Below are 15,174 nucleotides of genomic sequence, written 5' to 3'. Positions count from 1 at the left end.
GGCACCACCGGTGCCGCCGCCGGGGGCGACACCAAATACAGCACACTTTGGGGTCAGGTTCTGGGCGGATCAGCACATCTGGAAGGCAGTTCGGATCAGGATGGCTTTAGCAGCAAAAGCTTCGGGTTAACCAGCGGGTTTGATCATTTCGTCACCCCCGATCTTTTGGCCGGTGCGGCGCTGAGCTGGTTGCGCAGCTGGACCGATGGCAGCAATGATTCGAGCGGGTCATCGAACAAGATCGACAGTTATCAACTGACCCTGTATGGCAGCTGGCGCCAGAACCGTTTGACGGTGGATGGTCAGGTCGGGGCGGGCTGGAACCATTTTGACCAGAAACGCCAGATCAGCTTTTTGGGCAGTACAGCCAGTGCGGATTATGACGGCCAGCAATATTCGGCCAGCAGCCGGGTCGGCTATGATTTTAGCCTTGGCGAGCGCACAACCTTAACGCCGTTTGCCGGTTTGCGCTGGATCCATGCGCATAATCAATCTTATGACGAAACCGGGGCGGGATCGGCCAATAACTCGGTCGATAGCCTGAATACCGACAGTGTGACCCAGGAAATCGGGGCGAAGGCGGCATGGCAGTTTGACACTGGCCTTGGCACGGTTTCACCGGAAGTTTCGGCCGCTTGGCTGCATGATTATACCAGCAGTGCGATTGATATGACGGGCCAGATCGGCGGCACAGCCTTTTCGGTGCAAAGCGAACGGTTGCCGTCCGATGGCGCACGGATCGGTGTTGCGGTCGGGCTGGATACGTTGGATGGTGCGCGTTTGCGGGTTGAATATGACGGCGAATTGCGCTCGGGCTATCAAAGCCAGACCGGGACGGTACGTGCTGCCTGGGATTTCTAGGGGCGTCTGATTTAACAAAACGGCGGTCCGGGTTTGGGCCGCCGTTTTTGTTTTTGATATAGAATGCGATGCCCCTGTCGGTCGTGTGTCATTTTATGGGTGTGTGTGATCCATGATGATATGCAGCAGGGTGCATTTGAGAGTGTAATCGGGCAATATCTGTTTCAAGGTGCATTTGGCGGGTTGCTCGATAGCCGTTTACCGTTTCGCCGAGCGGTGATGACATTTTTACATATATTCCAGCGCAAGGTTGCCCGATGACGAAACGAACAAAAACAAAAGCCACAGCAAAATCGTCTGCGTCAAATGGTGCATCGGGTGATCTGACCATTCCACAGGCAATTGAACGCGCCTATGCGCACTGGAATGCCGGGCAAGCCCAGCAGGCCGAGGATTTTGCCCGTCGGGTGTTGGCAGTGTCGCCCGCGCAGATTGAATGTCTTCATTTGCTGGGCCTGATTGCACATGCTTATGACAAGATTGACATGGCGCTGGATTACATGCGGCAAGCTTGCGGCTTTTCCTATTCGCCGGGGGGATATTTTAGCAATTATGCAGAAATGTGCCGGCAAAACAGATTATTGGGCGAGGCCGAAAAGGCTGGCCGAATTGCAGTGGAACGCGCGCCGGACATGGTTGGTGCATGGAATAATCTGGGGATTATTTTACAAGAATCTGGCAAACTTGACGAAGGCATAACCTGCCTGCGCCGCGTGGTCGCCCTGGAGCCGGAGAACCCGGAAGCCTGTAATAATCTGGCCAATACCTTGTTGTTAACAGCGAATTTTGACGAGGCTCAACGCTTTTATGAAAGGGCGCTGGAGCTTCATCCCCGATATGCCGAGGCCAACAGCAACCTGGCAAATCTTTTGATGAAGCAGGGCAAGTTTGACGCGGCAGAGACATATGCCCTGCGCGCCATCGAGATTAACCCCCAACTGGTGACGGCGTATCTTAACCTTGCGGAAATTGCCATTGAATGCCAGCAGTTTGATCGCGCCATGCAGCGTCTTGATGCCTTGTCCCGGTTTGCGCCGGAACATCCATCGGCGCTGGCGGCGCGCGCGACGGTATTGCATCGCCAAGGTGAGTTTGACGGCGCATTGAAGGCGGCGCGCGCGGCGGTAAAGTTTGCGCCGGAAAGTGCCAGTGCCCACAATATATTGGGCAAAACCCAGCAGGCCCTGAACCTGTTTGAGGATGCGAAAAAATCTTTTGCCCGTGCACAGGCCTTGCCGGGGCTGGAGCGCAACAGCGCGCGGGTTAATTTGGCCGAAATGCATGCTGCCCAAAATGATAAACCTGCCGCGATTGCGATTTTGACGGAAGTTGTCACAGATCAGCCGGAAAATATCGCCGCTTGGGGACAGTTGGCCGATATTAAAAAATTCAGTGTGGATGATCCTGATCTGGAAACGCTGAAAAACCTTTATGCGCAAAAAAGCATGGAGCTTGGTCTTTTTGACCGGGTGGCACTTTGTTTTTCATTGGGAAAAGCGTTTCTGGATGTTGGCGACGGGGAAAACGCCTTTCGCTATCTTGGGGAAGGCAACACATTAAAACGCGAAACATTTGCGTATGACGGGGCGCAAACCCGGGTGTGGTTGCAATCGCTTGCCAGCCGCTTTTCGCAACAATGGATCAATGATCGTGCCGGGTTGGGGAATTCGTCAGACATGCCGGTTTTTGTGGTCGGCATGCCGCGGTCGGGCACAACCCTGATTGAGCAGATCCTTGGCGCGCATCCCAATATTTATCCGGCGGGCGAATTGCGCCATATCAGTAGCCTTGTTGAAAACACTGTCCCGGCGGGGTTGGCGGGTAACAGTACAGAAACGGACGATCTGGCCCGGATGGCGGCGCAATATCTGGCGTCGGTTACGCCAATGGCCGAAGGGAAATGCCATATCGTGGATAAAATGCCCGCCAATTTTTTACATCTTGGCTGGATACATGCAATGTTCCCCAATGCCCGCATCATTCATTGCAGGCGCGACCCGGTTGATACCTGCCTGTCGTGCTATAGCAAGCTGTTTGGCGCGGAACAGTCCTTTGCCTATGACCTGGCGGAACTGGGTCAGTTTTATTTGGGGTATCGCGACTTGATGGCGCACTGGCGCGACATTTTGCCTGCGGACCGTTTTATCGAGGTTGATTACGAGGCGGTTGTTGCCAATTGCGAAGCAGAGGCTCGGCGCTTGACCGATTTTATCGGCGTTCCATGGCATGATGCGTGCCTGGCGTTTCATCAATCGCGGCGTCCCGTCCGCACCGCCAGCGTTAATCAGGTGCGACAACCTTTGTATAAAACGTCGGTGGGGCGTTGGAAACCTTATGCCAAACAGCTAAAGCCGTTGTTAGATGCACTGGGCATCGATGGTTAGCGGAGTTTGCCCGCCGTTTATTGCGGAACGGTCAGGGTTATTGCCAGCCGGGAATGGCGCTTAGTTCCGTTCGGCGGCTTAGCTGGTTCCAGTCCCTGGCCCAACAGCAAAAATGTGTGAAGTCGGGAACGGTTATTGCTGAAACGGGCGTGTTCTTTGGCAGACGCGCCATGAAAGCGCGGGTGACATCGGGGCCGACGGTGGTATCGTTTGCGCCCGCAAAGTGAACCTGGGGTAAATTACCCAGTTTGGTGGCAAAATCGGCAGGGTCGAGGGACCCGGCAAGGGGGGACAATTTATCCCGCCCGGTCCAATAGCTCGTATCAAGGTTGCCCGCAACCGTAACAATGCCAACAACATCATGGCGCTGTGCTGCCAATATCACCGCCAGCGCCCCGCCCCCGGAATATCCGACAAGAACAAGGTTTTCGGCGGCCAGTCTGGTTTTGAATATATCTAGCGTTGTGCCGAGGCTATCAACAATTTCCGGGGCATAGCGTTGCAGCGTCCAATAGGGGCGGGCGCAATTGCGACCGTGATCGGGAATGACATACTGGCAGGGCCGGGCAAGATATAAAACCGGGCCAGAATGCGGATCGGCGATGGCCATGCGCAGGCCAACCGGGTCATCGGGGGTCGGGTTGTTTGAGGCCCTGTTAGGGCGGATATAGGCCAATCCGTCGCCTTCAAGATAGACAAACAGGGTTTTGGGGTGGGTTTTGCCTTGGCCAGGCACCGGGGTTTTCCACGAGGCGGCAACATCGAACTGGTTTGCCGAAACAATGGCCGATGACCACCCGGCATTGGCAACCAGCTGGTCACGCAGGGCATCGCGGTGCGCGCCGTGGCTACAGGCGGCAAGCATTAACAATGACGATAACAGAACAATAAGTCGTGCGTGTTTCATGGGCGAAGTTTCGCCAGTTCACGGGCCATGTTTTGTACAACGGCAGGCCAGTCGCCAAAGGAGGGCTGGCGAAACAGTTTTGCCGTTGGATACCAAGGTGAATCGTCGCGATTAAGCAGCCAGCGCCAATCGGGCACAAAGGGCAACATCACCCAGGTTGGTAACCCCAGTGCGCCCGCCAGATGGACTGGCGAACTATCGACTGATACAAGCAGGTCGATAAGGGTGAAAATTGCGGCTGTATCCTCGAAATCCGATATTTCGGGGCTAAGATTGATCAGGTTCATGCCCGGTGGCGGGGTGGTGGCATCGTTCGCGCGGTCGCCCTTTTGCACCGATAAAAATGTAACGCCGTCCATGGCAAGCGGGGCCAGTTTTTCAAGCGACATTGACCGTTCGGCATCGTTAAAATGGGTGGGTCGCCCGGCCCAAACCAGCGCAACCAGCGGGCGGGGCAGGTTTTTCAGTCGTTTTTGCCATTTGCGAACGCGTCTGGGGTCTGCCGTAAGATAGGGCATGGGGCCGGGGAGATCGGCCAGCGTCAAATCCGTGACTTCAGGCAGGGTCATCATTTGGCAATGCATGTCAAAGGCTGGCGGAAGCTCACCCTGGCGAACAATATGGTCGATGCCGGGCATACGTTTGGCGAAAGCTTCCTGTTCTTCGCGAATTTGCAGAATGATCTTTGCCTTGCTGCGTTCCTTTGCCCACGGCACCATGCGCAAAAACTGAAACGTGTCGCCATAGCCTTGTTCATCGTGAATCAACAAGGTTTTGCCGTGAATAACCCGTCCATCCCACAGGGGTTTTTGCACCTTGCGATCAAGAATTTTGGTGTGACTAAGGCTGTAACGATATTGATATTCCCGCCAGCCCCGTTTGAAATCGCCCGTCAACAGTAATAATTCCGACAGATCGAACCTCAGATCCAGATTGCCAGGTGCGTGTTGAACCAGCATATCAAGAATTTCCAGCGCCTCATTAACCTTGCCTTGCCGTCGCAAGGCGACGACCAGAAGCCGCCAGGTCTCAAGCTGCCCGCCATTTGCCAGCAGGGCGCGTGCCAGGGTTTCGGCTTTGGCGAAATCATTTGCCGCCAGTGCGGTGCGGGCCTCGGCTTCGGCCTGTGCGGGCGATATGTTGGTCATCGGGATGCGGCCTTGCCGTAATATGGGATGATTGCGTTGCTTTCTGTACCGCTTTGATACCACAGAGTTTACGCCGGAACATGACAAAAGGCAGTGCTGTTTTTTGTCATTAAACCCGGTTGTGCGTTATTCCGGGGCTAAATCGAGGGGCAAAAGGCGGACGGCTTCATTTAACGTATGCATCAAATGCAAGGTTAAAGCAAAAGTCCGCAAACTTTTTCCTTAACTGATGGCGTAGGAGGGTGGACGTCGGGTTACGTTTGCACGTTTTTACGATATTCGTTTTTAGATATCTAACTCTTTTATATAAAACAATAAATAATTTTAAATAGATGGTCGTTCTGTGTATTCTTGAGTTGCTTTAACGCGAGGCCCGATGGCCCGATTGGCATTGCGGGGCAGTGCAAAACGCTCAGGCGCCTGATGTCGTTTGAACTGCTATATTGCCCATAAAAAGGCCACCCGACAGGCGGTTTTTGCCGGGTGGCTGAAAAAGGCTGGGCTGTATCAAAAAGCTGGTATTACTTCTTTTGCAGCTTTGCCTGTTCAAGTGACCAATATTCCATATCAAACAGATCAGCCTCGTTGATTGGCTGGAACGTGCCGATTTTCTCGGCAGCGTTAATGATGCGGGCAGTTTGTTCACCCAGATCACCGGCAATGGCTGCGGCTTTTGCATCCTTGCCCAGGCCGACCAATCCGACATTTCTGATCATGACAATACGGGGCCAAGGGTCCAGCTGCACTTTCGGTTCGCTGGCATTGGGCGCATTGCGATTGAAATAGGCACTATATTTTCTCTGATAATCATCAATTGCGGCCAAAATGGTACGCTCGTCCGCATCGGCATCAATTATCATGGGAAACGGTTTAAGTCGGATAACATGGTCTGGCGTCGCTGTGCCGCGCATGGCGATGACATCAAGTTCCGGGTTTTCCAGATAGGCCCGGATCGAAGGCGTGCTGCGAAAATCCAGTGTAATGGTGGCGGCAAACGGTGACGCCCCTTTTTGCAGGGCTGCCGCCAGCCGGGTTTCAAGTGCCGGGGCCAGGGTGTTATTCGAAATTTCGGGGCCGGGCAGGGCAATGCCCTTGGCGGTAATGTAATCTTCGGCCTCGGTCACAAAATCAATCATGCGATCATACGATTCTTTTGCCGTCGCCCCAAAGGTAAACAAGCCGTGGTTTTTAAGCCACAACCCCTGGCAATCGGGGAACTGGTCAAACAGGTCGGCCCCGGCGATGGACAAATCATAACCCGGCATCACATAGGGCAAAAAGGCCAGCCGGTCGCCATAGATCTCGCGCATGATCTGTTCGGAATTGTCCTGATCGGCCAGAACCAGCACGGCGGTTGAATGGGTATGATCAACAAATGTGTCGGGCAGGTACGCATGTAATAATGCCTCGACCGACGGGTTGGGCGCATCGGCATCCAGCAAATTGCGGCGCAGCAGTGCAACCATTTCAGGGTCGGTCAGTTTGCCGGTGTGGCGGGCATCATAAAGCGGCTGTAAATAGACGGCGGGCAAACCCGGGGCCTCGATTGTTTCAAGGTCCCAGCCGCTGCCTTTGACATGAATGATCCGGGTGCCATCATCCTGTGTGATTTTGACAGATGTATTTCCGCCGCCATGCAAAACCAGATCGGGCACCTGGCCAATAATCCGCGAGGTATAAACCCGAAGGCCAAGGTCGGCGGGTTGGCCCTGTTTCACAGCCTGATCAATATAAGATTGGGCGTCCTGATCGTTCCAAAGGTTTTTCATGGGCCGTTTCCGTCAATTTGAATGCAAAATAAAACTGATAAACAAATAGGGGGTGGCGCGACACCGAGGGAGGGCGGTGTCGCACCGTGATTTCTGAAATCAAAAATCAGAAATCAAAATCGTCGATATTGTCTTTGGTGAAGACGGTACGCTTGGGCAACAAAATGATGCCGTTGCCTTTTGCTTCATAGTCATAACCCTGAACACTGTTCGGTGAGACTTCCACCGTGCCGATGCCGGGAATGTCGAGCTTGTCGCCAACATTCATCGGACCGTTTTTCAGCACATGGTCGGCAACATAAACCGCGATTTTACCCTGCTGGGTAACATCCCACAGGCCAAAACGCTCAACCGTGCCGCGTTTGACATAGGGGCGCATCACATTCGGGGTGCTAAAGCCAACAATGGCAACCTTGCCTGCACGGTCCAGGTTTTCAGCCGCCTGTGCCGATGCCGGAAGGGCATTTGCATCGGGTGCGATAATTGCATCAAGGTCAGGATACGCTTTCAGGATGCTTTCGGCAGTTTGAAGCGATTTTTGCGCATCATTGTAACCATACTGGGTGGTGACAATTTCCCAGCCCGGATGTTCCTTGGCAATTTTCGCTTTTGCGGCATTGGCCCAGGCGTTCTGGTCGGTCACGGTCGGGCTGGAATAGAAAAAGGCAACCTTGGCTTTTTCTTTTTTAATGCCGTCATTGGCCATGTCGACCAAAAGGCTGCCCAGCTGTTCCGGGGTGCCCTGATTGACGTAATAGCTGCGGCATTCCGGCTTAACATCACTGTCCCAGGTCATGACCAGCACATCGCGCTTCATGGCGCGTTTCAGGGCCGGGCATAAACCATCGGGCGAAACCGATGACAGGATCAGGGCATTGTATCCCTGATTGACAAAGTTGTTCACAAACTGAACCTGGCCGGACACACTTGGTTCGGTCGGGCCGTCATAGGTGACTTTTTCGTTCAGTTCCTTGCCAGCCTGCAACGCGCCGTTGCCGCCGCTGGTGAAAAAGCCAACGCCCACCAGTTTGGGAATAAAAGCAATCTGGTTTTCAGCAAGGGCAGGCGATGCGGCGGCAAGGATTGAGCCCGTAACCGCAGCTGCGATAGTCCATTTAAAGTGACGTCCAAACATGTCGTTCCTCCTCACGATGCTGCGCGTTTCCGGTTCGTCGCCATTATTCGCGCAGCTACAAAGCTGGTAAGCACTGCGCTTCCGTGGCGCAATGCTACCGCAACCACCAGCAACGCACCTGAGAGCGCGCTGGAAATCTGACTGGGAACCCCGCTCATTTGCAGGCCTTGCTGCAAATAACCAATGACCAGTGTGGCCAAAAGGGTGCCGATAATAGATCCTTGTCCGCCATAAATAGATGCCCCGCCCAAAACGGCGGCGGTTATGGCGGGCAGCAATGTTGCCGTGCCCAGATCAACCCGTGCCGACCCGAAATAGGCCGACAAAACCAGCCCTGCCACACCGGCAAAAATGCCGGTCATGACATAGGTAATGGTCTGAACGGTGCGAATGGGCAGGCCGCTATAGCGTGCGGCATGTTCGCTAAGCCCGCATAAAAATACTGCCCGGCCAAAGCGTGAATAATGCAGGATCACAAACAGGATAACCGCCTCAACCAGCAACACCACAAACGGTGCTGGCAGACTGGCGACTTCGAGATAGGCAAAGCCGGTGAAGCTGTCGGGAAAATTGCCGATACCTTCATATCCGCCTGCACCAACCACACCGGAAAGAACCGTGGCGGCCCCGCTAAATAAATAAAGGCTGCCCAGTGTGACGACCAAAGGCTGAATGCGCGACAGATGGATCATGCTGGCATTAAACAACCCGGCCAGGGCACCTGCGCCAAGGGCGGCAACAATGCAAACCGGCAACGGCCAGCCAAAGAAATTGGCGATGCCAAAGACGATGGCGCACAGACCAATGGTCGAGGCAAACGATACATCAATGCCACCCGCGATAATTACGATGGTTAATGGCAGCGCGACAATGCCGATCTGGGCAAAATCGCTGGTGCTGTACAGCAGATTGGACAGGTTTAAAAACCGGGGATTAAGGACGCCAAAAATGGCAAACTCGGCCACCAGCATGGCAAACAGCGCCATTTCCCAGCGCAGAAAAATACGTTTCATTGTGCGTTCTCCTGCGGGGTGGCGGGTGTTTTGCGCATGGTGTGGGGCGCGGGTGTGGCATTGGACGTTTGCGCGGGGGCATGGACGGCGTAACGTTTGGCGCGGATGGCCTTTTCAACAGCAATGCGCACGCGGCCATCAAGCAACAGCACCAAAAGCAGCACGGCACCGGCAATAAAATCGTTCCAGAAAGCCGGGATTTTCAGAAACACCAACGCGCTGTCGATCGATGTCATGAAAATAACACCAACAAAAACACCCGGCACCGATCCGCTGCCACCCAGCAGGCTAACCCCGCCTAAAACATTGGCGGCAATGGCTTTTAATTCCACACCATTGCCAGCCTGATTGGGGATAAAACCGATTTGTGCGGCAAAAATGATGCCGGCAAGGGCGGCAAGAATGCCCGCAGCAACAAAGGCACTGATTTGCACCAGATGCACCCGGATGCCCAAATGCCGTGCGGCTTCGCGGTTATCGCCCACGGCATAAAAATAGCGGCCAAACCGGGTGTGGCGGGTAATGGCCCAAACCCCGGCAAGGGCAATCGCCACGGCAACCGTCAGCACCGATATACCGATGCTGCCGTTTTCGGCCAGAAATTTAAGCGATTGGGGTAGTTCCTCAATCCATTTGCCGCCGGTCAGGATCAGCATGATGCCGCGAAACAGGCCCAGTGTGCCCAGTGTCGCAATGATTGATGGCACATTAAAAAGGGTTACCAGCAGGCCATTAAACAGCCCGGCCAAGGCCCCGCAAATCAGGCAAATAACAATGGCCGGAACCAGCCCGACATCGTTATTTAGCAACAAGCCAAGGACAACCGCACTTAATCCCAGCACCGATCCGCTTGAAACATCAATATTGCGGGTTAAAATCACCAGCATCGTGCCCAGTCCCACAGTCATTAAAACCAGACTGTTGGACATGATCACAGATGCTGTGGACAGCGACAGGTAGCCAGGGGCGGCGATCCCGATCAGGATAAAGGCAAGGACCGTCACGCCAAAAAGGGTCGCAACGCGGTTGCGGGCAAAAAAATCAAGCATGGCTTGCCGCTCCGGATTCAAAGGCCAAATGGGCGATGGCATCAACATTGATGGCGTGGCTGGAAAGTTCGCCGCACTGGTGGCCGTGCGCCATCACAATAACGCGGTCGGCAAGCTGCTCAATTTCGTCAAAATCCGATGAAATCAGCAAAACGCCCATGCCTTTTTCGGCCAGTTGATGGATCAGGCGGTAAATATCGTTGCGCGCCGCCACATCAACCCCGCGTGTCGGCTCGTCAAGGATCAGCACGCGCGGGTTTGCCGCCAGGCATTTTGCCAGCAATACTTTTTGCTGGTTGCCCCCCGACAGTCGCCCCGCAGGTTGCCCGGGGCTTTCGCATTTTATGCCCAGTGCTTCGCGAAATTCGGCAAATTCGCCGGTCTCGCGGCGTGATTTCGGGAAAAACCCCAGCCGGTGCATGGTATAGCCTGACATATTCCACGCCAGCGATGCCTCTAAAAACAGGCCGTTTTGCTGGCGATCTTCGGGCAGATAAACCAGCCCGGCATCGACACAATGACGCGGCGTCCGTTTCTTCAATTCATGCCCTAAAAGCCGGACCGTGCCGCCACTTGACGGGCGCAAGCCAAACAGGGTTTCAGCAAGTTCCGACCGCCCGGCACCCACAACACCGGCAAGGCCCACAATTTCGCCCGCCCGGACATCAAATGAAATATCGTGAAATCCTTCGCCGCTAAACTGGTCAAGCTCCAACACGCACGCGCTGGCCGAGAAGTCTTGGTGGTTCTGGCGGCGTTGCGGGGTTGTAAGCGGGCTGTTGACGGCAGCTTTGGTCATTGCCTCAACAATTTGCTGGTCGTCATAGTCATCCAGGGCCCCGTAAAGAACAATGGCACCATCGCGCAGCACACTAATAACGTCGCAAATCTCGCGAATTTCGCGCAACTTGTGCGAAATAAAGAAAATGCCCACACCTTGGGCCTGAAGCTGCCGCACCCGGTCAAACAGGGCGTTGGCCTCGTGCGGGGTCAGGGCCGATGTCGGCTCGTCTAAAATCAGAACCCGCGCCTTGCGGATCAGACCCCGCAAAATTTCAACAATCTGCCGGTCGGCAATTTCAAGGGTTGCCGCCTGGGCATCAAGGTCCAGCTTCACGGCCAGATCGGCGACCAGATTTTCAATATCCCCGCGCAACGATTTTGCCGTGGCGCGCAACCCAAGGCATATGTTTTCCAGCACCGACTGATTGGGTAATATGTGCGCTTCTTGCGGCACAAGATACAGCCCCAACGCCTGTGCTGCTGCCGGTGATGCATTGCTCAGGGTTTGCCCGTTGATCTCGATACTGCCCGATTCCGGGTTAACCAGACCGGCAATCGATTTCATCAGTGTCGATTTGCCCGCCCCGTTTCCGCCCAGCAAGGCGTGAACCTGTCCAGGCAGCAGGGTGATATCAACTCCCTTTAAAACCGACGTTCCGCCATATGATTTCCATATGTCGTTAACGCGAACGGCTGTGGCGTCGTTAATGTTACGTTCCATCCCTGGTAACCTGTTCATTTGTTCTTATTTGAAACATGTGATCATATTGAAGAATTATCGTCAACCTGATTTATGAGTCAATATTATTGTGCGCTGCGGTATTTATCGTTATTTTTAGCGGTATATTGCCAAATACACGGTTGTTAGAATTTCTGAAATCGGAATGGTTGACGTGATCAGTTGTTTAATCAATAATCATTTGAACAACAAACACGAAGCTGGGATGGCGTTGATGGTGTCAGATAATACTGACTGGAGCTATGCGGATGCGGAAGAGGAAACCCTCACCCGTATCGCATACTATTATTATAATGATGGTCTGACCCAGGGCGAGATTGGTGAAAAACTGGGGCTTTCCCGTATCAAGGTCTCGCGTTTGCTTGAAAGCGGGCGGCGCACCGGGATCATACAGGTGCGGATCAATTCTCGTCATCAGGGCTGTCTGGAATATGAGCAGCGCCTCCAAAGCCGCTGGGGCCTGCGCGAGGTCCGGGTGATTCCCGATCTTGAAGGGGGCGATCTGAGCGAGCGACTGGGGCAGGCCGCGGCACAGTTTTTGATGCAACGTCTGCGTCCCGATGACCTTCTGGCCGTGGGTTGGGGCGCAACGGTCAGCCATACCATTCAGCGGCTGGGTCATATGGCCAATGAACGCAATGTGTCGCTGGTCAGTCTGACTGGCGGTGTTGCCACCTATGTTGATGGTATGCGGACGGCCAATTGGGGCAGCAGCGTTCATCTGGTGCCAGCCCCGCTTGTGGTTTCCGATCAACATGTTGCCTCGGCCCTGATGGCGGAGCCAGGTATTGCCGTTGTGCTGGAGATGGCCCTTAACGCGGCTTATCAACTGGTTGGGATTGGCGAATTGAATGCCGATTCCACCGTGGTGCGCAGTGGCTATATCACCCCGGGCGAGGTCGAACCATTGCGCCGCAAGGGGGCGGTTGGCGATATTTTGTGCCAGTTCTTTGATGAAAATGGCGCGGCCCTTGACCTGCCATTGCATCAGCGTGTGGTCGGGGCGCGGTTAGATGCCCTGTCGAGTTCGCAAAACGTTATTGCAGCCGCAGGCGGGCTGTCCAAAGTCCGCGCCATTCAATCGGCCCTTAAAGGAAAATATGTCGACATCCTGATCACGGATGAAAAGACAGCCGAAAAACTGTTGGAGGAAAACTAGAACATGGCAAAAGGCGATTATCTTTTGGCCATCGATGCCGGAACCGGCAGTGGCCGGGCCGTGGTGTTTAACCGCGACGGGCAGCAACTGGGCGCGACCCAGCGCGAATGGTGGCATAAAACCGACCCGCGTTTCCCTGGCTCGATGGATTTTGATGTTGAAGGCAACTGGGCCCTTTTGTGCGACTGTATTAAAGGTGCGCTTGATCAGGCCGGGATAACCGGTGCCGACATTGCCGCTGTTAGCGCCACCAGCATGCGTGAGGCCTTTGTCGCTTTTGACCGTGACGGCACTGAAATCTGGGCCTGTGCCAATGTTGACGGGCGCGCGGTTGATCAGGTGCGTCAGCTCAAACACGATTTTCCAGGTGTCGAACAGGATCTTTACCGTCAAACCGGACAAACCTTTGCGCTGGGCGCTTTACCACGGCTGTTATGGTTAAAACAGCAGATGCCCGACATTTATGATCGGGTCGACAAAATCTGTATGTTGTCAGACTGGGTTGTTGCCCGCCTGTCCGGGGTGATTGTATCTGATCCTTCTAACGCCGGAACCACAGGCATCTTTGGCCTGCGCGAACGCGACTGGCTGCCATCGGCCATGTCGCGGCTTGGTCTGCGCGACGATATTTTCCCCAAATCCTGCGAAACCGGCACGGCTGTTGGTTCTGTCACGCATAAGGCCAGTGCTGAAACCGGCTTGTCAACGGATGTGAGCGTTGTTGTCGGCGGCGGGGATTGCCAGATGGGCACGGTTGGCCTTGGGGTTACCGGTATTGGCGATTGCGCAGTGATGGGCGGGACGTTCTGGCAGCAGATCGTTAATGTCGATTCCGCCCTTATTGATCCGGAGATGAATGTGCGGATCAACCCGCATGTTATTACCGGGCTTAACCAGGCCGAAGCCATCAGCTTTTTTGTTGGTGCCGTCATGCGCTGGTTTCGCGATACCTTCGGTCAGGAAGAACTGGCACAGGTCAGCGATCCCGGGCTAGCCTACACCTTGCTGGAACAAAAATCCGCTTCGGTGCCGCTTGGTGCCTATGGTGTCATTCCCGTCTTTTCCGATGTGATGCGTTATGGCGCCTGGTATCACGCCGCACCGTCGTTTCTTAATCTTAGCCTCGATCCTGCAAAATCGGGCAAGGCTGTCCTGTTTCGCGCCTTGCAGGAAAATGCCTGTATCGTCGCTGCCCGCAACCTGCATTCGATCTTTAATCTCTCAGGTCAAACCCCCGACCATATCGTTTTTGCTGCCGGTGCGGCCAAAAGCCCGCACTGGGCGCAAATGCTGGCCGATGTGACCGGTCTGCCTGTGAAAACGCCCAAGGTAAAAGAGGCAACGGCTCTGGGCTGTGCTGCCGCTGCCGCCGTTGGCGGCGGGCTTCACCATGATCTGGCCGGGCTTGGCCGTGAATGGGTGGTCTGGGATGGGGCGTTCGAGCCTGATCCTGCACTCAAACAGGACTATGACGCCCTTGGTGAACGTTGGGCGAAAGCCTATGCCGCCCAGCTGTCGCTGGTCGATCAGGGTGTCACCACGTCAATGTGGAAGGCGCCCGGGCTCTAGATTCAAACGTTCCGTTATTTTTCGTACTTTTAGTAATAGTCATAACCACAGGAAAAACCATGCTCGTACAAATGGTTCATATCGACGTTAAAGAAGGCCACATCGATGAATTTGTCGAAGCCTTCCGGATTAACTATGACGGGACTCGCTCCGAAGAAGGCAATTTGCGTTTCGATGTGCTGCGCAATCCCGAAGATCCTCATAAATTCACCATCTATGAAGTGTTTCGCGACAATGCCGCACTCGATGTGCATCGCGAAACACCACATTATAAAGAATGCGTGCGCCGCATTGACCCCATCATCAATGGCCCGCGCACCAAAACCTTCTATGAGGCCGTTATGGCCGAATATATGTGATCGCTTCGCGTGGCGCTCCCCATATCAAAAGCCTCTGCCGTTTGTGGCAGGGGCTTTTGTCGTTTCAGCGACCTGTTTGCCATCGCATTGTGCCTGGTTGTTAACGATTACCCCTGAAGCGGGTTGTTTGTGATGCTTTGCCGGTGGCCGTGGTGCGGTCAGGTTGCTTTGCTCAAATCCTATTAACGTTAAAAGGCAGCATCGGCGGCGCGAGTTGCTGGTTCGTCGACGGGCCCTGTTTTTCCCACTCCCGGTTTTCTGCGGTTTTTAAGAAAAAACGCCACAAACGTGATTTTTTC

The 15,174-nt window shown here is 54.4% G+C and carries 12 protein-coding genes; 5 read left to right on the top strand and 7 right to left on the bottom strand.

Going from position 1 to position 15,174, the window contains the following annotated elements:
• Together TMES_RS21595 and TMES_RS21590 are read left to right on the top strand one after the other, a co-directional pair.
• The coding region (locus TMES_RS21595) for an autotransporter outer membrane beta-barrel domain-containing protein (RefSeq protein WP_085586499.1) at positions 1-861 on the top strand (861 nt) is incomplete at its 5' end.
• 257 nt (positions 862-1,118) lie between these two features.
• Entirely contained in the window at positions 1,119-3,245 is a 2,127-nt protein-coding gene (locus TMES_RS21590) for a tetratricopeptide repeat-containing sulfotransferase family protein (RefSeq protein WP_085586497.1), read from the top strand.
• A 37-nt stretch (positions 3,246-3,282) separates the two neighbouring features.
• Here TMES_RS21590 and TMES_RS21585 read toward each other — a convergent pair whose 3' ends face one another.
• From TMES_RS21585 to lsrA, 7 genes are all read right to left on the bottom strand, one after another.
• A complete protein-coding gene (locus TMES_RS21585; protein WP_143589772.1) occupies positions 3,283-4,152 on the bottom strand; it encodes an alpha/beta fold hydrolase in 870 nt (289 codons plus the stop codon).
• The gene (locus TMES_RS21580; protein ID WP_085586495.1) at positions 4,149-5,300 is read right to left on the bottom strand and encodes a tetratricopeptide repeat protein; all 1,152 of its coding nucleotides are present in this window, start codon (positions 5,298-5,300) and stop codon (positions 4,149-4,151) included. The genes TMES_RS21585 and TMES_RS21580 overlap by 4 nt, the downstream gene beginning before the upstream one ends.
• 521 nt (positions 5,301-5,821) lie before the next feature.
• The gene (locus TMES_RS21575; protein ID WP_085586493.1) at positions 5,822-7,069 is read right to left on the bottom strand and encodes a class II aldolase; all 1,248 of its coding nucleotides are present in this window, start codon (positions 7,067-7,069) and stop codon (positions 5,822-5,824) included.
• A gap of 106 nt (positions 7,070-7,175) precedes the next feature.
• The gene (lsrB, locus tag TMES_RS21570; protein ID WP_085586491.1) at positions 7,176-8,204 is read right to left on the bottom strand and encodes an autoinducer 2 ABC transporter substrate-binding protein LsrB; all 1,029 of its coding nucleotides are present in this window, start codon (positions 8,202-8,204) and stop codon (positions 7,176-7,178) included.
• Positions 8,205-8,215: 11 nt separating this feature from the next.
• Positions 8,216-9,217, bottom strand: a complete 1,002-nt coding sequence (locus tag TMES_RS21565) for an ABC transporter permease subunit (RefSeq protein WP_085586489.1) — start codon at positions 9,215-9,217, stop codon at positions 8,216-8,218.
• Positions 9,214-10,266, bottom strand: coding sequence for an autoinducer 2 ABC transporter permease LsrC (lsrC, locus tag TMES_RS21560; RefSeq protein WP_085586487.1), 1,053 nt, complete (start codon positions 10,264-10,266; stop codon positions 9,214-9,216). Before lsrC ends, TMES_RS21565 begins: the two co-directional genes overlap by 4 nt.
• A complete protein-coding gene (lsrA, locus tag TMES_RS21555; protein WP_143589771.1) occupies positions 10,259-11,770 on the bottom strand; it encodes an autoinducer 2 ABC transporter ATP-binding protein LsrA in 1,512 nt (503 codons plus the stop codon). The genes lsrC and lsrA overlap by 8 nt, the downstream gene beginning before the upstream one ends.
• Positions 11,771-12,002: 232 nt before the next feature.
• Here lsrA and TMES_RS21550 point away from each other — a divergent pair, with 232 nt between their 5' ends.
• From TMES_RS21550 to TMES_RS21540, 3 genes are read left to right on the top strand one after another with little or no spacing between them, the layout of a single operon-like run.
• Entirely contained in the window at positions 12,003-12,947 is a 945-nt protein-coding gene (locus tag TMES_RS21550; protein WP_085586501.1) for a sugar-binding transcriptional regulator, read from the top strand.
• A 3-nt stretch (positions 12,948-12,950) separates the two neighbouring features.
• Positions 12,951-14,516, top strand: coding sequence for an autoinducer-2 kinase (gene lsrK, locus TMES_RS21545; RefSeq protein WP_085586483.1), 1,566 nt, complete (start codon positions 12,951-12,953; stop codon positions 14,514-14,516).
• A 59-nt stretch (positions 14,517-14,575) separates the two neighbouring features.
• The gene (locus TMES_RS21540; RefSeq protein WP_085586481.1) at positions 14,576-14,875 is read left to right on the top strand and encodes an antibiotic biosynthesis monooxygenase; all 300 of its coding nucleotides are present in this window, start codon (positions 14,576-14,578) and stop codon (positions 14,873-14,875) included.
• Positions 14,876-15,174: the final 299 nt, after the last annotated feature.

Origin of the sequence: Thalassospira mesophila, assembly GCF_002115755.1 — a bacterium.
Lineage (GTDB): Bacteria > Pseudomonadota > Alphaproteobacteria > Rhodospirillales > Thalassospiraceae > Thalassospira > Thalassospira mesophila.
Note: the sequence above shows the minus strand (reverse complement) of the source record. Positions and strands in the feature narration are given on the sequence as shown.